General features: G+C 62.0%; 9 protein-coding genes. 6 read left to right on the top strand and 3 right to left on the bottom strand.

The window, feature by feature from the left end; translation table 11 throughout:
* Positions 1–72: 72 nt before the first annotated feature.
* The 3 genes from tssC to tssA all read right to left on the bottom strand — a co-directional run bounded on the left by tssC (position 73) and on the right by tssA (position 3209).
* The gene (gene tssC / locus ACEN9A_RS29410) at positions 73–1566 is read right to left on the bottom strand and encodes a type VI secretion system contractile sheath large subunit (protein WP_018927417.1); all 1494 of its coding nucleotides are present in this window, start codon (positions 1564–1566) and stop codon (positions 73–75) included.
* 15 nt (positions 1567–1581) lie between these two features.
* On the bottom strand, positions 1582–2091 hold the full coding sequence (gene tssB / locus ACEN9A_RS29405; protein ID WP_007894500.1) for a type VI secretion system contractile sheath small subunit: 510 nt from the start codon (positions 2089–2091) through the stop codon (positions 1582–1584).
* An 80-nt stretch (positions 2092–2171) separates the two neighbouring features.
* Positions 2172–3209, bottom strand: coding sequence for a type VI secretion system protein TssA (gene tssA, locus ACEN9A_RS29400; RefSeq protein ID WP_258671667.1), 1038 nt, complete (start codon positions 3207–3209; stop codon positions 2172–2174).
* Between the two features lie 404 nt (positions 3210–3613).
* Here tssA and tagH point away from each other — a divergent pair, with 404 nt between their 5' ends.
* From tagH to tagF, 6 genes are all read left to right on the top strand, one after another.
* The gene (tagH, locus tag ACEN9A_RS29395; RefSeq protein ID WP_258671666.1) at positions 3614–5056 is read left to right on the top strand and encodes a type VI secretion system-associated FHA domain protein TagH; all 1443 of its coding nucleotides are present in this window, start codon (positions 3614–3616) and stop codon (positions 5054–5056) included.
* Between the two features lie 75 nt (positions 5057–5131).
* On the top strand, positions 5132–5638 hold the full coding sequence (tssJ, locus tag ACEN9A_RS29390; protein WP_018927420.1) for a type VI secretion system lipoprotein TssJ: 507 nt from the start codon (positions 5132–5134) through the stop codon (positions 5636–5638).
* A 16-nt stretch (positions 5639–5654) separates the two neighbouring features.
* Positions 5655–6989, top strand: a complete 1335-nt coding sequence (gene tssK / locus ACEN9A_RS29385) for a type VI secretion system baseplate subunit TssK (RefSeq protein ID WP_018927421.1) — start codon at positions 5655–5657, stop codon at positions 6987–6989.
* A gap of 6 nt (positions 6990–6995) precedes the next feature.
* Entirely contained in the window at positions 6996–8294 is a 1299-nt protein-coding gene (locus ACEN9A_RS29380; protein ID WP_019650059.1) for a DotU family type VI secretion system protein, read from the top strand.
* Positions 8291–11791 (top strand): type VI secretion system membrane subunit TssM, encoded by a 3501-nt coding sequence (gene tssM, locus ACEN9A_RS29375; RefSeq protein WP_258671665.1) that lies wholly within the window; start codon positions 8291–8293, stop codon positions 11789–11791. Before ACEN9A_RS29380 ends, tssM begins: the two co-directional genes overlap by 4 nt.
* Entirely contained in the window at positions 11788–12438 is a 651-nt protein-coding gene (tagF, locus tag ACEN9A_RS29370; protein ID WP_258671664.1) for a type VI secretion system-associated protein TagF, read from the top strand. Before tssM ends, tagF begins: the two co-directional genes overlap by 4 nt.
* The last annotated feature ends 10 nt before the right edge of the window (positions 12439–12448 follow it).

Here is a 12448-nt window from a genome sequence, read left to right as displayed (position 1 = left end):
GTGGTGTCTACCACGTTGTGTTTTCTGATCGTTCCCACGCTGAGCGTGGGAACGATCACATCAAGGGCGGTGTTACGCGCCTTTAGCCGAAGGCAGCTTGGATACCAGGCGCAGCGACACCGTCAGACCTTCGAGCTGATAGTGCGGGCGCAGGTAGAACCGAGAGTTGTAATACCCCGGGTTGCCTTCCACCTCTTCGACAATCACTTCGGCCGCCGCCAATGGGTGCTGGGCCTTGGTGGTTTCGGTGGAGTGCGCTGGGTCACCGTCGACGTAGTTGAGGATCCAGTCCTGCAACCAGCGCTGCATTTCGTCCTTCTCTTTGAAGGAGCCGATCTTGTCGCGCACGATGCACTTCAAGTAATGGGCGAAACGGCAGGTGGCGAACAGGTAGGGCAGGCGCGCGGCCAGGTTGGCGTTGGCGGTAGCATCCGGGTCGTCGTACTCGGCCGGCTTTTGCAGCGACTGGGCGCCGATGAACGCGGCGAAGTCGGTGTTTTTCTTATGCAGCAGCGGCATGAAACCGTTCTTCGCCAGTTCCGCTTCACGGCGGTCCGAAATGGCGATTTCGGTCGGGCACTTCATGTCCACGCCACCGTCGTCGGTCGGGAAGGTGTGCGCCGGCAGGTTCTCCACTTCACCACCAGACTCCACGCCACGAATGCGCGAGCACCAGCCAAAGTGTTTGAACGAGCGGTTGATGTTCACCGCCATCGCGTAAGCGGCGTTGGCCCAGGTGTACTTGGAGCTGTCGGCGCCGTCGGTGTTTTCTTCGAAGGCGAAGGCTTCCACCGGGTCGGTCTTGGCACCGTACGGCAGGCGTGCCAGGAAGCGCGGCATGGTCAGGCCGATGTAACGCGAGTCTTCCGATTCACGCAGCGAGCGCCAGCCGGCATATTCCGGGGTGGTGAAGATTTTGGTCAGATCGCGCGGGTTCGACAGTTCCTGCCACGAGCCCATGCCCATCACGGTCGGCGATGCGGCGGCAATGAATGGCGCGTGCATGGCGGCGCAGACTTTCGACAGTTCGCCCAGCAATTCGACATCCGGCGGCGACTGGTCGAAGTAGTAATCGCCCACCAGGCAGCCGTAAGGTTCGCCGCCGAACTGGCCGTATTCTTCTTCGTACATCTTTTTGAAGATCGGGCTCTGGTCCCATGCGGTGCCCTTGAATTTCTTCAGGGTCTTGTGCAGGTCGGTCTTGGAGATGTTGAGCACGCGGATCTTGAGCTGCTCGTCGCTCTCGGTGTTGTTGACCAGGTAGTGCAAGCCACGCCAGGCGCTTTCCAGTTGCTGGAACTCCGGGTGATGGATGACCTGGTTGACCTGGGCGGTGAGCTTGGCGTCGATGGCGGCGATGATCGACTCAATCGACTTGATGGCGTCGTTGGACACCAGGTCGGTCTGCGCCAGGGCCTGTTCGGCCAGGGTGCGCACGGCGGTCTCGACGGCTTCACGGGCGCGTTCGGTCTTGGGTTTGAATTCTTGCAGCAGCAGGGAGGCGAACTCGCTGGCTTCTTCGGTGGTGCCCAGTGTCTGGGCGCTTGCGCGTACTGGATCGGTCATGATCATTCGTCCTGATTAAGCCTGAGGCTCGGCGGGCTTGGGCGCACTGGCAAGTGCCTGGAGCAGCGCCGGATCCTTGATGGCCTTCATGATGATTTCTTCGGCACCGGTCTTGCCGTCCATGTAGGTCAGCAGGTTGGCCAATTGAGTGCGCGCTTCGAGCAGCTTGTTCAGCGAGTCGACCTTGCGCGCCACGGCGGCCGGGCTGAAGTCGTCCATGCTTTCAAAGGTGATGTCCAGGCTCAGGTTGCCTTCGCCGGTCAGCTCGTTGGGCACGTGGAACGCAACGCGTGGCTGCATGGCCTTGAGGCGGGAGTCGAAGTTGTCCACATCCACTTCAAGGAACTTGCGATCGGCCACAGGTGCCAGAGGCTCGGCGGGCTTGCCGGCGAGGTCAGCCATAACCCCCATCACGAAGGGCAACTGGACCTTTTTCTCGGCGCCGTAAAGCTCGACGTCGTACTCGATCTGCACTCGAGGCGCACGGTTGCGCGCGATGAATTTCTGAGAACTTTGCTTCGCCACGTTGCTGCTCCTGGTCGCTCAAGCGACGGTGTTGGCGTCATCGGCGGTGCCGGTGACGTGACTGCGTGATCCGTACGCTTTTATTCGCTGTCTGGTCCGCGCAGGTTTTCAAATTGGCTGATGCCGTCGGGAATCAGGTTGCGCACGATCGCCGCGAAGTCGGCGTGCACCAGATTCTTTGCCCGGTTCAACAGCACCGGCAGGGGGCTGGAGGGCTCGTGACGGGTGTAATAAGCAAGAATCCGGTCCAGGCTGCGCAGCACGTCGTCACGGTTGTTGATTTCGCCGGTGCTGGTGCTGGTGCTGGCGTTGCGCGGCGCGCTTGGCGCGGTGGGGTATTCAACCGGCGCGGCACTGTCGTCGCTGATGGCATCGGGCAGGGGGCTGTCGCCGCTCTGCGGGGCGAACTGACCGAGAATCTGCAAGGCCATTTTGAGCGGCTGCTTCAACGGGCCAAGGTCAACGCCCTGGGCGGAGCCGACTTGTTCGCTGACGTGTTGCTCGATGGTCTCGGCGGCGCTACGGGCCTCGTGCAAGGCTTTGCGGATGATGTCCAACTGTTCGGGATCGCTGTCGAGGAACGCTCCGGCGAGTTGTTCGGCGCCGAGGTTTTCGTCAGGGAAGCTTTGCAGGCCGCTGGCGTTGGCGGCGGCGCGCAGGCTGACAGCGCCAAAGGTTCGCGAACGGGCCAGGATACTTTCGCGCAGCAGGCGAATGGTGGCATCGGACGCCAGGCCGGCGAGGGCATTGATGCGCACGGTGGGATCGTTGTCGTCTTCGGCATCCAGGCGTGGATGCAGGTCGGCCCAGTATTGCTTGAGCAATTCACTGATCAGCGTCAGGACGCGGGCCAGGCCGGGGACACCTTCCAGGGCAAGGGAGCTTTGCAAAAGGAAATGGGTGATACGCAGGTCTTTGCTGCGTTGCAACAAGTCCAGGCTTTGCTGCTGGATGCTGCGCCATTCAGGCGGTTCGGCAGGCAATATCGAATCGCCCATGCTGCGCTCGGGCTGGCCTTGGGAGTCGCGTTCCAGGCGCAAAAAGTCCGCGTCGTATTCCAGATCTTCGCCACAAGGCGAAGTCGCGGAAACGGCGGCGAGCAGCAAAGGCACTTCCACTGAAATTGATCTCCCTATCGCCCGAGACAGAATCGGGCAGTTCACACGTTAGTTCCAAGTGGAACTTCGCATGTTTCCTTGTGTGTAATGGCCCTTTGGATCCTCTATGATCTTAAAGTGCCATCATTGTATTCAAGAAAGTTGTTCATTTTTGGTGTAGTACTTATGGCTTGTCAAGGTAAGCTATTTCTCCTGTGTGACAGATGTGAGGTGCTTAACAACCCTTGCGACCGGTAGGTCCAGGAAGGTACTGACGCAGGTTTTTTGTCACGTAAACCGGTTAAGATCAGCAAATATGCTGGTAAAAAGTTGTTTTTGAGGTTGTTTGCAAGGTTTGTCGGCGAGTTCCGCGGGGATTGATCCCCTCATTCGCCGGCGCGCAAAGTGTGCAGCAAGGAGGCAAGATGCCGCTGTGTTTGACTATCACTAGTTATCACAAGATTACCCCTGGTCAATGCTCTGAAAAATCCATGGATCAGGGAGTGATGGCAATTGGCCGTAATTCTGATAATGACTGGGTATTGCCCGATCCAGAGCGCTTGGTTTCCGGAAAGCATTGCGTTATTCAATATAAAGATGGCCGGTATTATTTAACCGATAACAGCACTAATGGTGTGGAATTGGTTAAGGCTGGCATTCGTCTGCGCAAAGGAAACAGCGAGCCGTTGCAAGATGGGGAAGTTATCCGCATAGGTGATTATGAAATCCAGGCGCGTATCGATTTCAATCTGCCGGTGACTGACAGCAACCCTTTTGCCGATTCATCCAGCAGCTTCGATGCCTTGATGGGGCGCCAGGGCGCCGTCGTGAAAACTCCGACCCCGTTGCCCGTGACCCCCCCTGCACATTTTCAGGGCGTGTCGGCCATGGACACGCTGCCGGACTTGTTCGACTTTCTGGCACCGACCACCGTCCCGCCGGCCACCCAGTCCGACCATGTCCCGGCTGAGCAGCACGACTTCCGCCCACCGACCCCGATCCCCAACCCGACGCCCATGGCCGAGCCTGTGCCGCTGGCGTCGGCCCCAGCCCCAGCGCCGGTGATTCCGGAAGATTGGGACCTGTTCAGCGACAAGCCCGCGCCGGTGGCGGTTGCACCCCTGCCTGTCGCCCCCTTGCCTGTTGCAGAGGTTGCGCCGCCAACGCCTCAAGTCAGCGTACCGGTCGAGGCACCGGTCGAGCCGCCACCACGGCACGAACCACCCGTGGCCATCGTCGAGCATCCGGTCAATCCGCCCGGCCCGGTCGACCATTCGCAACCCGACCTGTTACGAGCCTTTCTGCGCGGCGCCGGGCTGGATCAAGTGCGCCTGGAAAAGGCCCAGGCCGAAGCGCAGATGGAAAACATCGGCCGCAGTTATCGATTGATGGTCGAAGGCCTGATCGATGTCTTGCGCGCCCGCAGCAGCCTCAAGGGCGAGTTTCGCATTCAGCAGACGATGATTCAGCCGGTGGAAAACAACCCGCTGAAATTCGCTCCCAACGTCGATGAGGCCTTGCTGCTGCTGTTGCGCCACACCAATCAAGCGTTCATGGCGCCGGACCTGGCGGTGCGCGACAGCTTCGATGACTTGCGTGCCCACCAGTTGGCGGTGATGGCCGGTGTGGAAGCTGCGATCAAGCACCTGTTGGCGCGTTTCGAGCCGGCACAACTGGAAGAGCGCATGGGCAAGCCCGGTGGCCTGTCGAGCATTTTCAATGGTTCACGACAGGCCCAGTACTGGCAGCAGTTCACCGAGCTCTACAGCAATATTTCCCGTGAGGCCCAGGAGGATTTCCAGGACCTGTTCGGTCGGGAATTCAGCCGTGCCTACGAAGAACACAGTGCAAGACAACGCCGCCGCTGAGCGTGGCCGTTGCATAACGGCATTCAGAGCAAAGAACGGAACAACGGATAGCTGAAACGTCATTGAGGACGCAGGATGATTCACAGGTTTTTACTCGCAGTCGCCACCGCGCTTCTGCTGACCGCGTGTGCCAAGGAGGCCACCAAACCCCAGCCCGAAGAGGCTGAGGCCGACACGGCCGCCGTCGAGTTGCACTTTCACGCCATCGCCGGGCTCAACCCCGGAGCCACTGGCCAGCCGGCCCCGGTCCGGGTGCGCATTTTCGAATTGAAAAATGCCGCCACCTTCGGTCGTTCCGATTATTTCGCACTGGCCGAACGAGCCCAGGCGACGCTCGGTGCGGATCTGATCGACCAGGACGAAGTGCTGATCCAGCCTGGCCAGCAGTTGAGTCTGCAGCGTGACCTCGATCCGGCCACCCGCCATATCGGCGTGCTGGTGGGGTATCGCGAGCTGGATCAGTCGCTGTGGCGCACGGTGATGAACGTCCCGCCGCGCCAATACACCGAATACCAGATCAGCCTCGACGTGCGAGCCGTGCGCAGCGCCGTCGCGGTTCCCCCATCCAGCCCTGCCCAATAAACAATCGGAGCCCCCCATGTCCTGGAACAATCGCGTGGTCTGGTCGGAAGGCATGTTCATTGGAACGCAGCACTTCCAGCAGCATGACCGTTACCTGGAGAACCTCATCGACGCCCGGAGTCGCCCATTGTCGGCCGGTGCCTGGGGGTTTTCTGAGTTGCTGATCGACCAGGGCCTGCTGGCCCAGGGCAAACTGGCGATCATCTCGGCGCGGGGCCTGTTGCCAGACGGCACGCCATTCAACATTCCCCAGGATGATCTGGCGCCGAGCCCGCTGAATATCGATGACAACCTGCGCGATGGTTTGGTGTACCTGGCCTTGCCGCTCAAGCGCGCCGGTGCGCGTGACACCGTTGACGAAGGCGAGGCCCTGGGTGCTGCGCGCTATGTGAGTCAGGTGCGCGAAGTGCGGGACGACAACGCTCCGTTCGAAAACCAGGCCCCGGTGGCCGTGGGGTCGAGGGCACTGCGATTATTGGTCGCCCGGGATGGCATCAGCGACTACGCGGCCATCGGCCTGGTGCGAATCAAGGAGAAACGCGCCGACCGCGCCTTGGTGCTCGATGACACTTACATCCCGCCGCTGCTGGATGTGGTCGCCTCCACGCCCTTGGCTGCGTTTCGCAACGAGCTATTGGGCCTGCTTCATCAGCGTGGCGAAGCGCTCGCCGGGCGGGTGGTGGCGTCCGGTGCCGGCGGTGCCTCGGAGATTGCCGACTTCATGCTGCTGCAACTGGTCAACCGTGCCCAGCCGTTGATCCAGCACTTGAGCCACTTGAGCCCGTTGCATCCCGAGCGGTTCTACAGCGAGTTGGTGAGCCTGGCCGGGGAATTCTCGACTTTTACCGCTTCCGGGCGGCGACCGCAGGAATTCCCGCAGTACCAGCATGATGACCTCGCGCTGAGTTTTGCCCCGGTGATGCAAGCCCTGCGTGAGGCACTGTCGATGCTGATCGACAGCAAGGCCACGCCGATTCCGATCGTCGAAAAAGCCTATGGCATTCATGTGGCCATGCTGGCTGACAAGACCCTGCTCGACAACGCCAGTTTTATCCTGGTGGTGCGTGCCGATGTACCTGCCGAGACCCTGCGCAGCCGCTTCGGCCTGCAGAGCAAAATCGGCTCGGTGGAACACATTCGCGACATGGTCAACCTGCAATTGCCGGGCATCGGTCTGCTGCCGCTGCCGGTGGCGCCACGGCAGATTCCCTATCACGCCGGCTCCACCTATTACGAACTCGACCGGGGCAGCGAGCATTGGCAACAACTGGCCAACTCCGGCGGTTTTGCGTTCCACATCGCGGGTCAGTTCCCGGGGTTGAACCTGGCTTTCTGGGCGATCCGAGGATAAACCGCGATGAATAACGACGATCGTACCCAGTTCATGCCGACACCCGGTGGCCGTGGCGCCGAGCCGGCCCGCCCGGACCCTGGCCGCGCCCAGCCCGCGCCGCTGTCAATGCCGGCCGCGCCGGTGTTGACCGGCAAAGCCGAAGGTCTCAACCCCCTGGAGAGCGCCGCGGGCCCGCTGCTGGCTTTGCTGACCCGTTTGCGCAACACCATTGCCCACCCGGCACCAGCGAGTCTGCGGGCGCAACTACTGGCCTACCTGCGCCAGTTCGAGGAACGCGCCGAGGCCGCCGGCGTGGTGCGCAACGATGTGTTGCTGGCCCGCTACGCCTTGTGCACCGCCCTGGATGAAGCGGTGTTGAGTACGCCGTGGGGTGGCACCGGCGACTGGGGCAAGCAGAGCCTGCTGATCACCGTGCACAACGAGGCCTGGGGCGGCGAGAAGGTGTTCCAGCTATTGGAACATTGCCTGCAAAGCCCCCGCGAACGTTTGTATCTGTTGGAGCTGTTGTACCTGTGCATGTGCCTGGGTTTCGAAGGGCGTTATCGGGTCATGAATGATGGTCGCAGCCAACTGGAGGCGTTGCGTGAGCGCACCAGTGCAGTTATCCGCAGCGCCCGTGGCGAATATGAGCGTGAACTGTCGCCCCATTGGCGCGGCGTGACCGTGGCGCGCGATCGACTGGCGCAATTCATGCCGCCATGGATCGCGGTGGCCATCGGTGTGGCGTTGCTGCTGGCCCTGGTGTTCGGCCTGCGCTTGAAACTGGCCGCCGATGCCGAGCCGGTGTTTAAAAACATTCATGCGCTGGGCGAGATCCCGGTGCAGGCCATCGACCGTCCGGTGGTGCAGCCGAAACTGGTCGAGCGGCCACGCTTGGCCGGTTTTCTCGCTGATGAAATCAAGGCTGGCCGGGTGGCCGTGGAAGATGCCGTTGACCGTTCAGTGGTGACCATCCGTGGCGATGAGCTGTTCGCCTCGGGCAGCGCCAGTATCGTCGACAATTTCCAGCCGCTGATGCTGCGCATCGCCGATGCCATTCGCAAGGTCAAGGGCCAGGTCCGGGTGACCGGCCACAGTGACAATCGCCCGATTGCCACCTTGAGGTTTCCATCGAACTGGGCGTTGTCCGAGGCACGGGCCACTTCGGTGCTGCAAATCCTTTCGGCCAAGACCGGCCAGCCCGAGCGCTTCAGCGCCGAAGGCCGCAGCGACACCGAACCGTTGGCCTCGAACGCTACGACTGAGGGCCGCGCACGCAATCGTCGGGTCGAAATCACAGTGTTGGCGGAGGGGGTCGAGTGAAGGCGTTTTTCAGTTTTATGACCCGCTGGGTCATTCCGTTGCTGGGGCTGATCGCCCTGAGCCTGATCATCTGGTTTGTCGGGCCGCTGCTTGAGCTCCTGGTGCCCGAAGGCCGGCGCTGGGCGCTGATCATTCTGCTGTTCGCGGTGTGGATCGCCTATCGAGTGTTTCGCATCATCCAGGCCCGCCGTCAGGCCGCCGAAGTCATGCGCAGCCTGGCGGCGCAAACCCCGCCGGACCCGACCAGCATCGCTACGGCCGAAGAGCTCGAAACCCTGCGCCAGCGCATGGACGAAGCCCTGACGCTGTTGAAGAAAGCCAAGCTGGGCGGCGACGAACGACGCAATCTCTACGAATTGCCGTGGTACGTGATCATCGGCCCGCCGGGTTCGGGCAAGACCACGGCGCTGGTCAACTCCGGTCTGCATTTTCCGTTGGCCGCGCAGTTGGGCGCCGGTGCGGTGCGCGGCGTCGGCGGTACGCGCAATTGTGATTGGTGGTTTACCGACCAGGCTGTGCTGCTCGACACCGCAGGCCGCTACACCACTCAGGACAGCGACGCGACGGTCGACAAGGCCGCATGGCTGGGCTTTCTGGGGCTGTTGAAAAAACAGCGGGCCCGTCGCCCGATCGACGGTGCATTTATCGCCATCAGCCTCTCCGACCTGTTGCTGGGCAGCGATGCCGAACGCGCCGCCCATGCCGCTGCGATACGCCTGCGCATTCAGGAGCTGTACACCCAACTGGGTGTGCGTTTCCCGATCTACCTGATGCTGACCAAGCTCGATCTGGTGCCTGGGTTCATGGAGTATTTCGACACCCTGAGCAAGGAAGAGCGAGCCCAGGTCTGGGGCATGACCTTCGCTCTGGATGACGGCAAAAGCAATGACAGCCCGCTGGCCCATCTGCAAAGCGAATTCGCCGGTCTGGAGCAACGCCTGAACGATCGGCTGGTGGAGCGCTTGCAGCAGGAACGCGACCCGGCGCGGCGCGATCTGATCTACGGTTTTCCACAGCAGTTCGGCGCGTTGAAGGATTGCCTGCAAAGCTTCCTTGAGGGCGTGTTCAAACCCAACGCCTTTGAAGAGCGGGCGCTGTTGCGCGGGGTGTACTTCACCAGCGGCACCCAGGAAGGCAGCCCGATTGACCGGCTGATCGGCTCCATGGCCCAGAGCATGAACCTGGACCGCCAGCACCTGGTGCGCCAGAACGGCACCGGGCGCAGTTACTTCATCGAAAAACTCTTCAGCGCCGTGGCCTTTGCCGAGCGTGGACTGGTGGGGGTCAACCCGAAAGTCGAACGTCGACGCAAGTGGATCGCCCAGGGCGTGCTGGCCTCGACCGTAGCCTTGGTGCTGGTGGTCGGGACCTTGTGGTGGGTCAGCTACCGCGCCAATCAGGCGTATATCGCGCAAGTCGATCAGAAAGTCGTGCCCCTGGGCCAGGCCGTGCAGAACCTCAGCCCGGCCCAGCGGGACGTGCTCGCCGTGTTGCCCTTGCTCAACGCAGTGAAGCACTTGGCCGATGATGCGCCGAACTGGGCCGAAGGCCTGGGTCTGTATCAGGGCGACATGCTTGAAGCCGAGTCCGGCAGCGTTTATCGCAAGCTGTTGATCGCGGTCTTCGCGCCGCGCTTGCTCACGCGTATCGAGGAGCAACTGCACGGCGGCGGCAATTCGGACTTCCTTTACGAAGGCTTGAAGGCCTACCTGATGCTCGCCGACAGCGAGCATTACGATGCTGATTTCATCAAGGCGTGGATTGCCCTGGACTGGGACCGCAGCCTGCCGCGCGACTTGCCGGCCGAGCAGCGCGTAGCCCTCGGTGAGCACTTGCAGGCGCTGTTCGAACGCCATCCGCCCACTGCGCGTCTCGACCCACGCCTGATCGACGATTTGCGCCGGCAGTTGCAACAGCTGCCGGTGGCCCAGCGTGTCTACGACCGGATCAAACGGCAGAAACTGCCGGACGGCATTGCGGACTTTCGTCTTAACGAAGCGGCCGGGCGCGATGCTGCGCTGGTGTTCAGCCGCAAGAGCGGCAAGCCGCTGGGCGACCCCTTGAGTGGCTTCTTCACGGCCAAGGGTTACCGCCAAGGGTTTTTGCTCACCAGCCTGAACCAGACCGGCACCCTGGCCGAGGAGCAGTGGGTGCTCGGTCGCGATCAGGCAGAACAACAGAACGTCGCCAGCCTGGCTGCCGATGTACGCCGTTTGTATTTCCAGGATTACCAGCGCCAGTGGGACGCCTTGTTGGCTGATATCGACTTCGTGCCGATCACCAGCGTGGCCCAGGCCGCCGATGTGCTGCGGGTGATTTCCGGGCCGACCTCGCCGTTGAAAAAACTGCTGGTGGCGGTGGCGAAGGAAACCGACCTGCAACAGGAAGAACGCCTGTTGGCCGCCAAGGGCGCGCCGGTGGAGGGCGGGGTCGACAAGCTCAAAGAGCGCCTGGGCACCTTGCTCGGCCAGGAGCAGGCGACGCAAAACGCACCTGAGGCCAGTGACGATCCAGTCACCGCGCATTTTGCCGAACTCAACCGCATCGTCAGCAAGAACGAAGGCGAGCCGGCAGCCATCGACGGCCTGCTGGCCGACATGAACGCCCTGTATGTGCAGGTCAGCGCCATGGTCGGTGCCAGCGGCGACGCCTTGCTTGGCGAAGCCAAGAACCAGGCCGCAGCGGCGGCGACGCGGGTCAGCCTCAACGCCGAGCGTCAACCGGCGTTGGTGCAGGGCCTGGTCAAGTCGGTGGTCAACTCCACCACCAACAGCATGATGGGTGGAGTACGCAATCAACTGAACGCGGCCTGGACCAGCGAAGTGGTGAACATCTATCGCCAGTCCCTGGCCGGGCGTTATCCGATGTCGCCAGGCAGTGCACGGGACGCGACCCTCGACGACTTCGGTCAGTTCTTCGGTGTGGGCGGGGTGATGGACAACTACTTCCGCAAATACCTGCAGCCCTACGTGGATACCTCGACCCAGGCCTGGCGCTGGCAACCGGGCGCCGCGCAGAAGCTCGGCATCGCCCCGGGCGTGCTGCAAACCTTCCAGCGGGCAGCGACCATCCGGGATGCGTTTTTCCGTTCCGGCGGTACCCAGCCGATGGTGCGCTTCGAACTCAAGCCCGTGGCCATGGATTCCACCATCACTCAGTTTTTGCTCGACCTCGACGGCCAGCAATTGAGCTACGACCACGGACCTAGCCGTCCGACCGCGATGCAATGGCCCAACCCCGGCAGCATCGGCGTGGTGCGGATCTCGATCATGCCGCCCACGGCCAGCGGTCGGTCCGGCATCACCCTGGACGGGCCCTGGGCCTGGTTCCGCCTGCTCGAGCAATCGGACCTGACCGCCGGCAACTCGCCGGACCGCTTCAACCTGCGGTTGCGGGTCGATGGCGCCAGCGCCTCTTATGAGCTGCGGGCCAACAGCGCCTTCAACCCGTTCAAGAGCCGTGTGCTCAGCGGTTTCAGCCTGCCGGAGCGCTTATGAGCACGCCGGGCTTCTATGGAAAGTTGGCCAGTCGCGGAGACTTTGTCAGCCGTGGCTTGCCGCAGAGTTTTATCGGCCCCTGGGATTCGTGGCTGGCGGCGGGGTTGCTCGCCAGCCAGAGCCTTGGCGACCGTTGGCTGAATGCCTATCTGGTCAGTCCGCTGTGGCGCTTTATGGTCGCGCCCGGTGTGTGTGGGCCGCAGGCCGCCGTGGGGGTGGTGATGCCGAGCATTGATCGGGTTGGCCGGTATTTTCCGCTGACCGTTGCGGTGCTGCTGGATCACGACACTGATCCTGCGTCGGTGATAGGCGGTTCGGATAGCTGGTTTGAACAGGTCGAGCAATTGCTGTTGAGCACCTTGAACGTGGAGGCAAGCTTCGAGGCCTTCGGTGCAGGACTGGAGGCGCTGGGCAGTCCGGCTTATCTGCGACGCACCCCGAGCAGCCGTTTTGCCGGTCTGCACCGCTTTGATGTCACTGATCCGCAGGCGCGAATGATCGCCCTCGCCGAACAGGCCTGCGAAGGGGCCAGTATGTGGTGGGGCCAGGGTTCGGAGCGCATTGCCCCCGGTTTATTGCGGTGCCAGGGCCTGCCGGCCGCCGCTGACTTTGCGCAATTTTTGCTCGGCCAAGAAGGTGTTGTGTAGATGTGTTCAA

The sequence above is a fragment of the Pseudomonas sp. Pseusp18 genome (assembly GCF_059506005.1).
This window is presented reverse-complemented; position numbering and strand designations above follow the sequence as displayed.

Coding starts and splice junctions, on each gene's coding strand:
- tssC (WP_018927417.1), bottom strand. CDS start 1,566: ATGACCGATCCAGTACGCGCAAGCGCCCAGACACTGGGCACCACCGAA.
- tagH (WP_258671666.1), top strand. CDS start 3,614: ATGCCGCTGTGTTTGACTATCACTAGTTATCACAAGATTACCCCTGGT.
- tssJ (WP_018927420.1), top strand. CDS start 5,132: ATGATTCACAGGTTTTTACTCGCAGTCGCCACCGCGCTTCTGCTGACC.
- tssK (WP_018927421.1), top strand. CDS start 5,655: ATGTCCTGGAACAATCGCGTGGTCTGGTCGGAAGGCATGTTCATTGGA.
- ACEN9A_RS29380 (WP_019650059.1), top strand. CDS start 6,996: ATGAATAACGACGATCGTACCCAGTTCATGCCGACACCCGGTGGCCGT.
- tagF (WP_258671664.1), top strand. CDS start 11,788: ATGAGCACGCCGGGCTTCTATGGAAAGTTGGCCAGTCGCGGAGACTTT.